Genomic DNA, 14452 nt, shown 5'->3' on the forward strand with positions numbered 1-14452 from the left:
TGACGTGACCGACCTGATGACGGTGGCGGAGGTGGGCGGGTCACTCGCCGCGATAGGCGGCGCGGCCTACGCCCGGCACGCCCACCCTGCCGCGTACTGGTCCACGGTCGGGATCCCGGCCTCAGTGGTCCGGCTGCTGGCCTCGTACTCCTCGACCATGGACGCCTGCGGCCTGACCGTCGAACCGCCTCGCTGGCGGGCCCTGGCGGTCAAGGCCACCACCCGCCGGGAGATCCGGCCGGTCCCGCCTCGCCGGGGACTCATCCGGCCCACCGCGACCGGGCTGCGGATGCGGCTCCGGCTCGCTCCCGGGCAGGAACCCGCAGACGTCGCCGCCTCGGCCGAACGGTTGCGGCACGCCTGGGGCGTCCACGCCGTATACGTGCGCGACATCAAGCCCGGGGTCGTCGAACTGCGACTCGTCGGCTTCGATGTGCTGCGCAAGGTACGGATGCCTCGCCGCTCCGGCGGCGGGATACTGCGGGTGCCGGTGGCTCTGCGGGAGGACGCGACCGCGTTCGTCCGCGACTACCGCGCCGTACCCCACGAACTCGTGCTCGGTGCCACGCTGTCCGGCAAGTCCATGTACCTGCGCAACCTGATCGCCGGACTGGCGGATCAACCCGTGGCCCTGGTCGGCATCGACTGCAAGCGCGGGGTCGAACTGTCGCCCTTCGCCGCCCGCTTCTCCGCGCTGGCCACCGACCAGCGGCAGGCGGCCGAGCTGCTGCCCGTCCTTGTGAGCGAAATGGAGGACCGCTACGACCTGATCAAGACACGGCAGGGCATCGCCCCCGGCACCCCCGACGAACTGATCACCTCCGACATCTGGGGACTGCCCGACGAGGACCGCCCACCGCCCCTCGTGCTGTTCATCGACGAGGTGGCGGAACTCTTCCTCGTCGCGAGCAGGAAGGACGAAGACCGGCGGGACGAGATGGTCACCCAGCTCATCCGCCTCGCCCAGCTCGGCCGCGCCGCCGGCATCTATCTGGAGGTGTGCGGGCAGCGTTTCGGCGCTGAGCTGGGCAAGGGCGCGACCATGCTGCGGGCCCAGCTCACCGGCCGTGTCTGCCACCGCGTCAACGACGAAGCCTCCGCCAAGATGGCCCTCGGCGACATCGCCCCGGAAGCCGTCTACGCGGCCTGCTCCATCCCCGCCGAACGGCCCGGCCTCGCCGCCGTGGGCGACACCTCCGGCGGCTGGTCCCGCATCCGCACGCCACACCTGACCCTCGCCGACGCGGCGGCCACCTGCCGCGCCGCGGCTCACCTCGCCCCCGACGTACCGGCACTCGCACCCTTCCGGCCGTCGACCTCGACCGTGCCCGCGCAGTCACCTCAGCCCGTGACCGCACCGCACCCGGCCCCGTAACGCCCTCACCCCTCCCACGGCCGGCGCGGCCGTCTCGCGCCGAGTCCCTACCCCGCCATGCCTAAAGAAAGGAGAGCAACCACCATGTGCCGCGACTGCGAGGACCTCGCCCGTATCATTCTTCTGCTGGGCGACCTCGCCATGTACGCCGAAACACCCGGCGCCGACGCGACCTTCGTTGAGGTCATGGGCTCCGCCCTGGCCGCGTCGCTGCCGGAGCCCCCGCCGGGCCTTCTCCCCGGCGAGCCGGCCTGATGCCCCGCCCCACGGCCGTGCGCGCGGACGCGGTCCTGATCCAGGCGGTCATCGCCGGGGCCCTGTCCTTCGCCCACCTCCACGACCTCGCCGCCGCTGCCGGACAGACCGGATGGAAGGCGTGGGCGTATCCGATCTCCGTCGACCTGCTCCTCGTCGCCGCCTGGCACCGACTCGGCTCCGGCGCCGCGAAAGCGTCCGCCTGGTGCTGGTTCCTCGTTGCCCTGGTCGCCTCGCTCGGCGCCAACGTCGCGACCGCCGGCCTCCTCGACCTGACCGACGTACCCGACTGGCTGCGCATCCTCGTCGCCGGCTGGCCCGCGGTCGCATTCCTCGGCGGAACTCTTCTCGCCCACGGAACGCGAACGCCTCCGGCAGGACCGGAAGCGGCGGCGCCGACCGCGAAGACAGAGCCGACGACCACGTCGACAACTCCCGAGTCGTCCACCGCGCCCGTGCCGGACCCCGCCCAACCAGCCACACCCACACCCATCCCCGTGCCCGTCCCACCCGCCCTCGTCGCCCTGGCCCACAAGGTCGCTGACGAACACAGGACCCGGACCGGCACAGCCATCGACACCTCGACCCTTCGCGCCCGGCTCGGCGTCCCGATGCCGCTCGCCGAAGCCATCGCCGCACACCTCACCTGATCACCTGATCCCCGGAGGTACTCCGACCGTGCGCCCGTCCACGCTCCGCGTGCTCAACCGCGCTGCCGAGCTGACCCGCCAGAACCGCCTCACCGAAGCGATGCTCATCGCCGAACCCGTGATCCTCACCGCCGACGAGTACGAGGGCGACGAGATCCGGCGCTGGCTCCTCGACCACGTCACCGACTTCACCGGCGAGAACGACGAGAACTCGAAGGACCTGCCCTGATGCCCCGCACCCCGTGCTTCCGCCGCGTCGTCCGCATCGGCCCCGTACAGGTCGCCACCTACTACGACGGCCGGGGCCGCGAGCAGCACACCGTGGCCTGCACCGCCCCGCGCTGCGGCTTCGCCGCCGACTACGACAGCCGCGCCGCCGCCGAACTCGCCGCCCGCACCCACTGCTGCCGCGTCCGCTGAGGGAGTTCCCGTGACCGTCTCGCTGCCGCTCGTCCTGGTCCTGGGCCTCATCGCCTGGGGTGCGGTCCGGTTCCTCGGCGTCCGAGTCTGGATCGTCGTCGTGATCGCGCTCTTCGGCTTCCTGCTCTCCCGGACCTTCCTCGCCTCGGCCATCGACTCCGGCACCCGCTCCGGCGTCGACGTCGTCAACGGCACCCGCGACTGACAAGGAGATACGCCGTGTTCCGTCCCAAGCTGCCCGACGTCCCGACCCCGATCACCCTCAGCCACCACCACGCCCACAGCCCGATGCCCTCCGCCGGCCGCACCACCCTCGCCCCCTACATCGGCCCGGTCGCCGCGGTGGTCGTCGTGGGCGTCGTCCTCACCGCGCTCCTGGCGGCGGTCGCCGTCACGGCCGTGTCCGTGGCCATCACCGCCGTCGTCCTGCGCTCCCTCGTCAGCAGCGCGAACAAGCGCTGACCGGCCGCCGGGGCGGCAACAAGCCGCCAAGCATCCCGCCGCCCCGGGGCCGTCCCTCCCAACCGCCGTAACAGCCGAAAGGAACTCCCATCATCACCCGGCAGACTCCGCCCCCGCTGGCGGAACTCTCCACCCTGGCCTCCCTCGGCAACCTGCCCGAGCTGGCCCGCCAACTCTCCGGCCTGGGCGGCTGCACGCACCCGATCCGCCTCGACGGCCACCGCACCGAATACGCCGTCGACACCCGCACCGGAGAGATCGGCGCCGCCCTCCACCACCTCGACTCCACCGACCTCCCGGCCGGTCACCTCCTGGTCCGCTGCAACAACCGCCGCACCACTCGCTGCGGGGCCTGCGCCGAGGTGTACCGCCGCGACACCTTCCACCTGATTACGTCCGGCCTGCGCGGCGGCAAGGGCACTCCCGAACACGTCGCCGCCCACCCACGCGTCTTCGCCACCTTCACCGCTCCCGGCTTCGGCCCGGTCCACAACCGCCCCACCGGCCCGGCCCGTACCGTCGGCCCCTGCCGCTGCGGCTCCCTCCACGACCAGGAGGACGCCGTACTCGGCACCCCGCTCAACCCGGACACCTACGACTACGAAGCGGCCGTCCTGTGGAACGCGCACGCCGGCCTGCTGTGGCGGCGCTTCTCGATCTACCTCCGCCGGGAGGTCGCCAAGCGCGCCGGCCTCACACAGCGGACCTTCCGCGAGCACGCGCGGGTCTCCTTCGCCAAGGTTGCCGAGTACCAGAAGCGCGGGGCCGTCCACTTCCATGCCGTCATCCGCATCGACGGCCCCGAGGGCGGTGACACCCCTCCGCCCGCCTGGGCCACCGCCGAGCTGCTCACCGACGCCATCCGCGTCGCCGCCACTGCCGTCCAGGTCGACGGCCCGACCATCGACGGCCGCACCTACACCTTCGCCTTCGGCCGTCAGCTCGACGTACGCGCCATTCGTTCCGCCGACTTCGACGGCGGCCAGGAGCTGACCGAGCGGGCGGTGGCCGCGTACATCGCCAAGTACGCCACCAAGGGTGCCGAAACCGCGACGGGTGCCCTCGACCGGCCGCTGAGGTTTCTCGCCGAACTCGCCCAGCTCGACATCAGCGACCACGCCCGTCGCCTCGTCCGAACCGCCTGGACGCTCGGCGCCCGCAAAGAACTCGAACATCTTCGCCTGCGGGCCTGGGCCCACATGCTCGGCTTCCGCGGCCACTTCTCCACGAAGTCCCGTCGCTACTCCACCACCCTCGGCGCCCTCCGTACCGCCCGCGCCGAATACCGCCGTGCCCAAGCCGCTGCAGCGACCGAGACCGACAGGGAGACGACCACGCTCGTCCTCGCCCACTGGATCTACGCCGGTACCGGCCTCACCGACGCCGAAGCCTGGCTCACCGAAACCCTCCAACCCGCCCCCGGAACAGAAGGAGAGCCGACGCATGCGTGACGAAGAGCTGTTGACCGTGGGTGAAGTCATGGCTCGCCTGAAGGTGGGCCGGTCCACGGTTTACGAACTGATCCGTACCCGGCGTCTGCCCTCCGTCGCCATCGGTCGGTGCCGGCGCATCCCCGCTTCCGCCCTCGGGGACTTCATCGCAGGACAGATGGAGCGTGCTGCCTGATGACCAAGCGTCGTAGCCGCGGTGACGGCGGCCTCCACTGGGACGAGAAGAGACAGCGCTGGATCGCCACGGCGAACCTCGGCTTCGATCCGAGCGGCAAACGCATCGTGAAACGGGGGAGTGGCAAGACCAAGACCGAGGCGAAGAACAAGCTCAAGGACGTTCTACGGGACCACGAAGACGGTCTCGCGATCGCGTCGACGAACTACACCGTCGCCGACGCCGTGAATGACTGGCTCGCGTACGGCCTGGCGGGGCGAGACCCCGGCACCGTCGAGACGTGCACGCTCCTGAGTCAGAAGCACGTCATCCCGGCCTTGGGCGCACGCAAGCTCCGCGACCTCAGTGCGGAGGACATCGACCGCTGGCTTGCGACCAAGGGGCAGACGCTCAGTACGCGCACGTTGCAAGCTGTCCACTCCTGCCTGAACCGCTCGGTCAAGAGGGCCATGGCGCGGGACAAGGTGAAGCGCAACGTGGTCGAGCTGTGCTCGGTGCCCCAGGGGCAGGCTGGACGGCCGTCCAAGGCGCTGTCCTTCTCTCAGGCTGAGGCGGTGCTGAAAGGGGCGGAGGGCACCTCCATGCACGCGTACATCGTCGTCGCTCTGCTGACCGGCGCCCGTACCGAGGAACTGCGGGCGCTCACCTGGGACCACGTTTTCTTGAAAGGACGGCCGGACGCCGATCCGCCCCAGCCGCCACACATCGCTGTGTGGCGCTCGGTGCGGCGTGGCGGGGACACGAAGACCCGGAAGTCCCGGCGCACGCTCGCCCTGCCGGCGCGCTGCGTGGAGGTTCTCTGGCAGCACTTCGAAGATCAGGGGTGGGAACGGCTCGCTGCTGGTGACAAGTGGGACGAGCACGGACTCGTCTTCTCCTCGGCCGTGGGCAAGCCGCTCGATGCCACGAACGTCCGGCGCGCCTTCCGCCAGGCACTCAAGGATGCCGAGGGCGTCAACGCCGACGAGTGGACCCCTCGGGAGCTCCGGCACAGCTTCGTGTCGCTGCTCTCCGACCGTGGCGTCCCGCTGGAGGAGATCTCCCGCCTGGTCGGCCATTCCGGCACGGCCGTGACCGAGGAGGTCTACCGGAAGCAGATCCGGCCCGTGATCCAGACCGGCGCTGTGATCATGGACGGCATCTTCAAGCGCGCTCCGGAGCGGTAGTCACGCAGATAGACACGCACACGAAACAGGTGAGGCACCTACTCATATGAGTAGGTGCCTCACCTGGTGTTCACTGTCGGGGTGGCGGGATTTGAACCCACGACCTCTTCGTCCCGAACGAAGCGCGCTACCAAGCTGCGCCACACCCCGATTGTCGCTGCTCGTCGCGGCGACGTCGTTTACTTTAGCCCACCGGCGGCCGGAGGCGAAATCCGGTTTACCAGCGGCGGCGGAGCGGGTTCGGGCGGATGTGGTCCAGGGCCACGAGGAGGGCGCCCAGGGCGTATAGGGAGAGGCCGAGGAGGAGGGAGTTGCCGAGGACGCCCTTGTAGCCGTGCTGGTCGACGTCGAGGAAGGGGTAGAGGTAGCGGTCCTGGGTGCCGGGGAGGAGGAGCTCGCCGCGGGCCAGGGAGAGGGCCAGGTAGGCCAGGGGGTAGAGGAGCCATGCGGCGGCCTGGCGCAGGTGCAGACGGCCGGGGGCGGTGAGCAGGAGCCAGTCCAGGGCCGCGGCGACAGGGACGGCCGTGTTCAGGAGGTGGGCCGCGACCGAGTGCCAGCCGGTGCCCGTACCGGTGCCCTCCGCCATGGTGAAGGGGCTCGCCGCGTTGGCCAGGAGCAGGTGGTGGACGAGGCCGGCGGCCGCTACGTAGAGGAGGGCCGCTCCCGTGAGGGCGCCCGGCAGGGGGCGGCGGGCGGACCAGGCGCGGCGGGCGGAGGCGAGCAGGACCAGCGCCAGCAGGATGCTGCTCTGGGTGGTGAAGTGGCTCAGGGTTCTGGTGGGCGGACCGCCGAGGAGCAGTTCGACCGTCACGCCCGTCAGCGCCAGCAGTGCGGTCAGGGCGCGGAAGCCGGCGACGAGCGGGCGGCGTACGGGTGGCAGGACGGCCGTCGCCGGGACGGGGGAGGGCAGCAGTCTGGGTGGACCCGGGACTGCGGGGAGGTCCGGGATGTCCCTGGGTATCGGGGCTGTCATGGCCTCACGCTAGGCAGACCGGACATTACGGGCTATGTGGGTGCGCCGTGTGGGTTACCCCGGCCCCGAGCCGGCCAGGGCTGGGCCCCGATCCGGCCCGGCCCGGGGTGGGACCTGCCCGTCCGCCGATTCCGGCCCTCGCCGGTCAGTGCTCGCGTCCCACCAGCGTCAGCAGCGTCGCCTCCGGCGGGCAGGCGAAACGTACCGGCGTGTACCTGTTCGTACCGCAGCCCGCCGACACGTGGAGGTAGGCCGTACGGCCCTCGGACGTGTGCGTGGACAGGCCCTTCACGCGCTCCGTGTCCAGGTCGCAGTTGGTGACCAGGGCGCCGTAGAAGGGGATGCACAGCTGGCCGCCGTGCGTGTGGCCGGCGAGGACCAGGGGGTAGCCGTCCGCCGTGTAGGAGTCGAGGACGCGCAGGTACGGCGCGTGGACCACGCCCATCGAGAAGTCCGCCGTGCCCGACGGGCCGCCCGCCACCTCCGCGTACCGGTCCCGCTTGATGTGCGGGTCGTCCAGTCCCGTCAGCTCGACGGACACACCCTCGACCTTGAGCGTGCCGCGTGTGTTCGTGAGGTTCTGCCAGCCGGCCGCGTCGAAGCCGTCGCGCAGCTCCTCCCACGGGTTGTGGACAGCGCCCTCGGCCGGCGTGTTGCCGTTCAGGCCGTGGCGGCCCTGGGCCTTCTCGATCAGGTACCGGGCGGGGTTGCGCAGCTTCGGGCCGTAGTAGTCGTTGGAGCCGAAGACGTAGGCGCCCGGGAACTCCATCAGGGGCCCCAGGGCGTCCAGGACCTCCGGGACGCCCTCCGGGTCGGACAGGTTGTCGCCGGTGTTGATCACGAAGTCGGGGCGCAGCCCGGCCAGCGAGCGCAGCCAGCGCTGCTTCTTGCGCTGGCCGCCGACCATGTGGATGTCGGAGACCTGCAGCACGCGCAGGGGGCGCATCCCGGAGGGCAGAACGGGGATGGTCACCCGTCGGAGGCGGAACGAACGGGCCTCGAAGCCCGCCGCGTAGACCAGACCGGCGGCGCCAACCGCCGTGATTCCCAGGGGTACTCCGTATCGCGCGCGCATACGCCCATCGTGTCAGAAGCGGTGGCGGGAGCCGACCGCACGGGACTCACGAGGCCTCACGGGGGCTTGCGAGGACTTGCGGATGGATCTCGGAGGACTCGCGGACGACTCGCAGAAGACTGGCTCTCGGGAGACCGACGGGGGACGCGCCGGGGCCACGCAGGGGCCATGTAAATCGGCAGGCGCTCTTCCTGCCGCACCTGCGACAATCACCCCCATGACCACGCTCAAGTCGAAGCTGCACGACGACCTCAACGCCGCGATCAAGGAGCGTGACGAGCTCCGCTCCTCCACGCTCCGGCTGACGCTCTCCGCGATCACCAAGGAAGAGGTCGCGGGGAAGGAGAAGCGGGAGCTCTCCGACGACGAGGTGCAGAAGGTGATCACTCGCGAGGCGAAGAAGCGCCGCGAGGCCGCCGAGGCCTTCGCGCAGGGCGGTCGCCCGGAGCAGGCCGAGCGGGAGAAGGCGGAGGGTGTCGTGCTCGCCGCCTACCTGCCCCAGCAGCTGTCCGACGACGAGCTGGACGCGATCGTCGCCCAGGCGGTGCAGGAGGCCCGCGCCGCCGGTGCCGAGGGGCCGCGTGCCATGGGTGCCGTGATGAAGATCGTGAATCCGAAGGTGGCCGGGCAGGCGGAGGGCGGCCGGGTGGCGGCCGCGGTGAAGAAGCTGCTGGCGGGCTGACCCGGGTATTGACCCGGGTACCGGGCTCAGGTACCAAGCGGACGGTCCCTTCCCCGTGTCGGGAAGGGACCGTCCGTCGTCTGCGCGCTGCCCCTGCCGGACCGGACCGGACCGGGTCAGGGCGTCGGGTGGCGGGTCAGCGGCGTCCCCCGGGACCGTTGCCCGGGCCCTGGATGAAGCCCTCCGGGATGGTGAAGTCCGGGTTGGGCTCGGTGCCTCCGTTGCCGCCACCGCCGTTGTTTCCGTCGCCGATCAGGCCGCCGATGGCACCGGCGTCGCCGTTGTCCTCGTCACCGTTGCCGCCGTCGTCCCGGTCGCCCTCGTCGCCGCCCGGGCGCTTGTCCTTGTCCTTGTCGGGCTTCGGGAGGTCGACGATGTTGAAGTCCGGGGAGTCCTTGCCCGACAGGGCGCCGGTCATGGCGTCCTTCCAGATGGGGCCCGGGACCGCGCCACCGAAGACGAGGGCGTGGGTGACGCCGCCGATCGAGATGTTCTTCATCTCGACCTCCTGGGAGGCGCTGCCGACCCAGACGGCGCCCGACATGTTCGGCGTGTAGCCGGCGAACCAGGCGTTCTTGCGCTCGTCGGTCGTACCCGTCTTACCGGCGTTGTGCCGGTCGCTGAGGCCGGCCGCCTTACCCGTACCGGAGTCGACCACACCCTGCAGCAGCGTGTTCACGGTGTCCGCGGTCTTCTCGGTCATGGCCCGCGAGCACGTCGACTTCGGCACCTCGAGCGACTTCTGCTTGTTGCCGACCTTCTGCGTGATCGACTCGATCGCGACCGGCGTGCAGTACATGCCGCGCGAGGCGAAGGTCGCGTACGCGTTCGCCAGCGTCAGTGGGGACATACCGACCGAACCGAGGGCGAGGGCGGAGGGGCTCTGCGGCAGCTTCTCGCCGTTGCCCTGCCGGACGTGCAGCTTGTCCGCCATGTTGGCCACCGGGCACAGACCGATGTCGGAGAGCATCTGCACGAAGTACGTGTTGACCGAGAGGCCCATCGCGTCTTCCAGGCGGTACGGGCCGACCTCCGTCTCGTTCTCGTTCTCGACGGTGTAGGACTTGTCGTTGATCCAGGGCTTGCCACAGGTCTGGACGGGGCTCGGGTACTCCATCTCGTACGGCGACGAGTACTCCTGCGTCGGCGGCACGCCCTCCTCCAGCGCCGCGGCCGCGAGGAAGGGCTTGAAGGTCGAGCCCGTGGGGAAGCCGAAGTTGGAGCCGCCGTAGGCCGCGTCGACCGAGTAGTTGATCTCGGTCTCGTTCTTGCCGTAGCCGTACGGCTTCGACTGGCCCATGGCGAGGATCTTGCCGGTGCCCGGTTCGACCAGCGTGGTCGCCGCGGACACCGAGTCCGACTGGTAGATGTGGCTCTTCAGGGAGTCCTGCACCGACTTCTGGGCCTGCGGGTCGAGGGTCGTGCGGATGGTCAGGCCGCCCTGGTTCCAGATCTTGGACCGGGCCTCGCGGGTCTTGCCGAAGACCGGGTCGCTCAGGAACACCTCGCGTACGTAGTCGCAGAAGAAGCTCGAGTTCTTCACGGCCGTGATGCAGCCGTTCTTGGGCCGGCTGACCTTCAGCCCGAGCGGTGCCTTCTGGGCCTTGTCGGCCTCCGCCCGGGAGATGTCACCGACCTGGGCCATGCGCTGCAGCACGGTGTTGCGCCGCTTGGTGGCCTCCGCCTCGTCGTTGACCGGGTCGTACCGGCTGGGCGACTGGACGATGCCGGCCAGGAGGGCGGACTCCTGGACGTTGAGGTCCTTGGCGGGCTTGGAGAAGTAGCGCTGGGCGGCAGCCTCGACGCCGTAGGCCTGCTGGCCGAAGAACGTGATGTTCAGGTAGTTCTCGAGGATCTTCTTCTTGCCCAGCTCCTCCTCGACCTGGATGGCGAGCTTCAGCTCGCGGATCTTGCGGCCGATGGTCTGCTGGGTGGCCTGGGCGACCTTCGTCGGATCGTCACCCGCCTCCTCCACGAAGACGTTCTTGACGTACTGCTGGGTGAGCGTGGACGCGCCCTCGGAGACCTCGCCGCTGCGCGCGTTCTTGTTGAGCGCGCGCAGTACGCCCTTCAGGTCGACCGCGCCGTGCTCGTAGAAGCGCGAGTCCTCGATCGCGACGATCGCCTTCTGCATGTACGGCGAGATGTCCTTCAGGTCGACCACCGTGCGGTCGCGCGAGTACACCGTGGCGATGGTGCCGCCGTCGGCGTCGAGGATGGAGGTGCGCTGGCTCAGCGGGGGAGTCTTCAGGTTGGCCGGGAGCGCGTCGAAGCTCTCCACCGACCCCTTGGCGGCCAGCCCCAGCGCGCCCACGGCGGGCAACGCGATGCCGGCCAGCACCGCTCCAGCGAGGACACTGACACCGAGGAACTTGGCGGCCTGCTGAGTTGGCGACAGACCACCGCCCGAGCGCTTCTTTGGCATGGAGGCAGCCTACGTTCTCATTCGCCGGACACGCGTATATGCCTTGGCCTAAGCTGCACTCAACTGTCACAGCAGTGCGGCCACGTATCAATACGTCCGGCGACCCCGAATCGTTCCGGATCCGCTCGACTTTTTCCTGAGAGGCCCCACTGGGGGGCGCGTTGGTGTGTACGGGCGCGTGCCACGGCGTGTGGGATGCGTGTCCGAATCCGCCTTGTGTGTCAACCGGTGTCCGTTGTGGCGCAGCAGGCATGACCCGAATGCCGGAATAATCACGCATGTCGCCAGCTCACTCCCCCGGGTGATCTGCCGCTTACCCATAGTCCGTTCGGGCCATTCAAGATTGGGCCCGAAGGGGGTGTTGCGCTGTGCCCACCTTCCGTAACGTCCTCAACTGGCGGCGGTGAATATGCCGCTGCCGCCGTGGGGGAGCCTCGATTCGGGAGAGGACGGCGCCGGTATGGGCTGGGTAACCGACTGGAGTGCGCAGGCCGCCTGCCGCACTACCGATCCGGACGAACTGTTCGTTCAGGGAGCAGCGCAGAACAGGGCCAAGGCGGTGTGCACCGGATGTCCGGTGCGTACCGAGTGCCTGGCCGACGCGCTCGACAACCGCGTCGAGTTCGGCGTGTGGGGAGGCATGACGGAGCGGGAACGCCGCGCGTTGCTGCGCCGGCGGCCCACCGTGACCTCCTGGCGCCACCTGCTGGAGACGGCGCGGACGGAGTACGAGCGGGGGGTCGGCATCGTGCCCCTCGACGACGAAGAGATCTACGAGAACTACGTGGCGGCAGCCGTGGGCTGAGCCGACCGAGGGCTTCCTCGGACGCCGCGGTTCGGACATTCCCGTTCGGGCGCCTGGGTTCGGGCGCTGTGGCTGGGACGTCCGCAGTACGGACGCCACGGTGCGGGCGCCTCGGTGCGGGCGCCACGGTGCGGACGCCACGGTGCGGACGCCTCGGTACGGATGCCTCGGCTGGATCAGGCCTCCGTCTCGGGCAGCTCCGGCCGGTCCGTCGCGAGACGGACACCGATTTCCCGCAGCCCCGCGAGGTCGTGCACGTCGCCGGGCAACGCGGCCACTTCGGTGACCGCCACCTCGGGATGACGTGCGGTGAAGCGGTCCCGCGTGCGCTGCTCGCGGGCGAGCAGATGCATCCGGTCCGCGTGCAGCCTCAGCAGGCCCGCGGTGAGCTGGTCGACGGAACGCTCCGGTGTGTCGGGGGCCTCAGGGGCCTCATGAGAGGTATCGGGGTCGCGGCCGGGAGCGGAGCCGAGGTCGGGAGAGTCTGAACTGCCGTACGTGTCGGGAGAGTTACGAACTCCAGCTTTCCCGCCGTCCTGATCCACAATGCGGGGATCCTCAAGATTTTCCGCGGCGGCGAGCGCCCGCTCGGCCGACAGCCCGTCGGCGCCGCTGCCGTGGACCCGGTTCAGCACCAGACCGGCCAGCGGCATGTCCTCGGCAGCCAGCCGCTCCACGAAGTACGCGGCCTCGCGCAGGGCGTCCCGCTCCGGGGCCGCGACCACCAGGAACGCCGTCCCGGGCGCCTGGAGCAGCTTGTACGTCGCGTCCGCGCGCGTACGGAACCCGCCGAACATCGAGTCCATCGCGGCCACGAAGGTCTGCACGTCCTTCAGGAACTGCCCGCCCAGCACCTTCCCCAGCACGCCCGTCATCATCGACATGCCGACGTTCAGGAACTTCATGCCGGCCCGGCCGCCCACCTTCGCCGGGGCCAGCAGGACGCGGATCAGCTTGCCGTCCAGGAAGGAACCGAGGCGCTTGGGGGCGTCCAGGAAGTCCAGCGCCGAGCGGGACGGCGGCGTGTCGACGACGATGAGGTCCCACTCGTCCCGCGCCCTCAGCTGCCCCAGCTTCTCCATCGCCATGTACTCCTGCGTGCCCGCGAAGCCCGCCGAGAGCGACTGGTAGAAGGGGTTGCCCAGGATCGCCGCCGCCCGCTCGGGATCCGCGTGCGCCTCGACGATCTCGTCGAAGGTGCGCTTCATGTCGAGCATCATGGCGTGCAGCTCACCGCCCGCCGCGTCGTCGACGCCCTTCACCCGGCGCGGGGTGTTGTCGAGCGAGTCGATGCCCATGGACTGGGCCAGCCGCCGGGCCGGGTCGATGGTGAGAACGACCACCTTGCGGCCGCGCTCGGCCGCGCGCAGACCCAGGGCCGCCGCGGTGGTCGTCTTGCCGACACCGCCCGACCCGCAGCACACCACGATGCGGGTCTTCGGGTCCTCCAGCAGCGGATCGACGACCAGCAGGCGCGTGGGGGAGAGGCGCCGCGCGCCCTCCTGGTGCCGGGCGGCGCGGTCCGGACTCATGCGATCCCCTGCTTCCGCAGCTCGGTGGCCAGTTCGTACAGGCCCGCCAGGTCCATGCCCTCGGCGAGCAGCGGGAGTTCGTGCAGCGGCAGGCCCAGACCGGTCAGGGAGGCCCGCTGCTCCTGCTCCAGCGCGTACCGCTCGGCGTACTCCTCGGCCTGCGCGAGCAGCGGGTCCACCAGCCGCTCGGCGTGCCCGCCCCGTCGCGCCCCGCCGAGCCCCGCCCCCGAAAGGGAGCGGGCGAGTGCCGTACGCGGTGTGCTCCGTACGCGTTCCAGGGCGTCCGCGTCCAGCACCTCGGGGCGGACCATGTTGACCATGACCCGCCCCACCGGGAGCCGCGCCGCCCGTAGCTCGGCGATGCCGTCCGCGGTCTCCTGGACCGGCATCTCCTCCAGGAGCGTCACCAGGTGCACGGCGGTCTCCCGCGACTTGAGCACCCGCATCACGGCCTGCGCCTGATTGTGTATCGGGCCGACCTTCGCGAGACCGGCCACCTCGTCGTTGACGTTGAGGAAGCGCGTGATCCGGCCGGTCGGCGGGGCGTCCATGACGACGTAGTCGTACACGAACCGCCCGCTCTTGTCCTTGCGCCGCACGGCCTCGCACGCCTTGCCGGTCAGCAGGACGTCTCTGACTCCCGGCGCGACGGTGGTCGCGAAGTCGATCGCGCCGAGCTTCTTCAGGGCCCGTCCGGCGCTGCCCAGCTTGTAGAACATCTGGAGGTAGTCCAGAAGGGCCAGTTCGGGGTCGATGGCCAGGGCGTACACCTCCCCGCCCCCGGGAGCGACGGCGATCTTCCGCTCCTCATAAGGCAGCGCTTCGGTTTCGAAGAGCTGCGCGATGCCCTGGCGACCCTCGACCTCGACGAGAAGCGCGCGCTTCCCCTCGGTGGCCAGGGCCAGCGCGAGGGATGCGGCCACCGTGGTCTTGCCGGTTCCGCCCTTGCCGCTGACGACCTGGAGCCTGCTCACGTATTCGAGCGTAACCAGTCCGCGCGCGGAGT

At 70.3% G+C, this 14452-nt stretch carries 17 protein-coding genes and 1 tRNA gene; 12 read left to right on the top strand and 6 right to left on the bottom strand.

The window, feature by feature from the left end; all coding sequences use genetic code 11:
* Positions 1-4 precede the first annotated feature (4 nt).
* The 10 genes from QC283_RS26385 to QC283_RS26430 all read left to right on the top strand — a co-directional run bounded on the left by QC283_RS26385 (position 5) and on the right by QC283_RS26430 (position 5954).
* The gene (locus tag QC283_RS26385; protein ID WP_279564181.1) at positions 5-1375 is read left to right on the top strand and encodes an FtsK/SpoIIIE domain-containing protein; all 1371 of its coding nucleotides are present in this window, start codon (positions 5-7) and stop codon (positions 1373-1375) included.
* 84 nt (positions 1376-1459) lie between these two features.
* Complete coding sequence (locus QC283_RS26390) at positions 1460-1630, top strand: hypothetical protein (RefSeq protein WP_279564182.1); 171 nt, start codon at positions 1460-1462, stop codon at positions 1628-1630.
* Positions 1630-2280, top strand: a complete 651-nt coding sequence (locus QC283_RS26395) for a DUF2637 domain-containing protein (protein WP_279564183.1) — start codon at positions 1630-1632, stop codon at positions 2278-2280. Before QC283_RS26390 ends, QC283_RS26395 begins: the two co-directional genes overlap by 1 nt.
* A gap of 28 nt (positions 2281-2308) precedes the next feature.
* Positions 2309-2509, top strand: coding sequence for a hypothetical protein (locus QC283_RS26400; RefSeq protein WP_279564184.1), 201 nt, complete (start codon positions 2309-2311; stop codon positions 2507-2509).
* The gene (locus tag QC283_RS26405) at positions 2509-2700 is read left to right on the top strand and encodes a mobile element transfer protein (protein WP_279564185.1); all 192 of its coding nucleotides are present in this window, start codon (positions 2509-2511) and stop codon (positions 2698-2700) included. Before QC283_RS26400 ends, QC283_RS26405 begins: the two co-directional genes overlap by 1 nt.
* Positions 2701-2710: 10 nt before the next feature.
* Positions 2711-2905, top strand: coding sequence for a hypothetical protein (locus tag QC283_RS26410; protein WP_279564186.1), 195 nt, complete (start codon positions 2711-2713; stop codon positions 2903-2905).
* 14 nt (positions 2906-2919) lie between these two features.
* Positions 2920-3162 (top strand): SpdD protein, encoded by a 243-nt coding sequence (locus tag QC283_RS26415; protein WP_279564187.1) that lies wholly within the window; start codon positions 2920-2922, stop codon positions 3160-3162.
* A 152-nt stretch (positions 3163-3314) separates the two neighbouring features.
* Positions 3315-4613, top strand: a complete 1299-nt coding sequence (locus tag QC283_RS26420; RefSeq protein ID WP_279564305.1) for a replication initiator — start codon at positions 3315-3317, stop codon at positions 4611-4613.
* Positions 4606-4788: a helix-turn-helix domain-containing protein gene (locus tag QC283_RS26425; protein WP_279564188.1), complete on the top strand. Its 183-nt coding sequence runs from the start codon at positions 4606-4608 to the stop codon at positions 4786-4788. Before QC283_RS26420 ends, QC283_RS26425 begins: the two co-directional genes overlap by 8 nt.
* On the top strand, positions 4788-5954 hold the full coding sequence (locus QC283_RS26430) for a site-specific integrase (RefSeq protein ID WP_279564189.1): 1167 nt from the start codon (positions 4788-4790) through the stop codon (positions 5952-5954). The genes QC283_RS26425 and QC283_RS26430 overlap by 1 nt, the downstream gene beginning before the upstream one ends.
* Positions 5955-6030: 76 nt before the next feature.
* On the opposite strand, the gene QC283_RS26435 is transcribed toward QC283_RS26430, so the two are convergent.
* From QC283_RS26435 to QC283_RS26445, 3 genes are all read right to left on the bottom strand, one after another.
* Positions 6031-6104 (bottom strand) — tRNA-Pro (locus QC283_RS26435).
* 67 nt (positions 6105-6171) lie between these two features.
* A complete protein-coding gene (locus QC283_RS26440) occupies positions 6172-6927 on the bottom strand; it encodes a Pr6Pr family membrane protein (RefSeq protein ID WP_279564190.1) in 756 nt (251 codons plus the stop codon).
* A gap of 145 nt (positions 6928-7072) precedes the next feature.
* Positions 7073-8002 (bottom strand): metallophosphoesterase, encoded by a 930-nt coding sequence (locus QC283_RS26445; protein WP_279564191.1) that lies wholly within the window; start codon positions 8000-8002, stop codon positions 7073-7075.
* 217 nt (positions 8003-8219) lie between these two features.
* Between QC283_RS26445 and QC283_RS26450 the strand changes: the two genes are divergently transcribed.
* Entirely contained in the window at positions 8220-8684 is a 465-nt protein-coding gene (locus tag QC283_RS26450; RefSeq protein WP_279564192.1) for a GatB/YqeY domain-containing protein, read from the top strand.
* A 136-nt stretch (positions 8685-8820) separates the two neighbouring features.
* On the opposite strand, the gene QC283_RS26455 is transcribed toward QC283_RS26450, so the two are convergent.
* Entirely contained in the window at positions 8821-11109 is a 2289-nt protein-coding gene (locus QC283_RS26455; RefSeq protein ID WP_279564193.1) for a transglycosylase domain-containing protein, read from the bottom strand.
* A gap of 460 nt (positions 11110-11569) precedes the next feature.
* On the opposite strand from QC283_RS26455, the gene wblA reads away from it, so the two are divergent.
* The gene (wblA, locus tag QC283_RS26460; protein WP_279564194.1) at positions 11570-11914 is read left to right on the top strand and encodes a transcriptional regulator WblA; all 345 of its coding nucleotides are present in this window, start codon (positions 11570-11572) and stop codon (positions 11912-11914) included.
* Positions 11915-12090: 176 nt separating this feature from the next.
* Here wblA and QC283_RS26465 read toward each other — a convergent pair whose 3' ends face one another.
* A complete protein-coding gene (locus QC283_RS26465) occupies positions 12091-13446 on the bottom strand; it encodes an ArsA family ATPase (RefSeq protein WP_279564195.1) in 1356 nt (451 codons plus the stop codon).
* A complete protein-coding gene (locus QC283_RS26470) occupies positions 13443-14420 on the bottom strand; it encodes an ArsA-related P-loop ATPase (protein WP_279564196.1) in 978 nt (325 codons plus the stop codon). The genes QC283_RS26465 and QC283_RS26470 overlap by 4 nt, the downstream gene beginning before the upstream one ends.
* Positions 14421-14452: the final 32 nt, after the last annotated feature.

This window comes from Streptomyces sp. DH41 (assembly GCF_029813785.1).
Classification (GTDB): domain Bacteria; phylum Actinomycetota; class Actinomycetes; order Streptomycetales; family Streptomycetaceae; genus Streptomyces.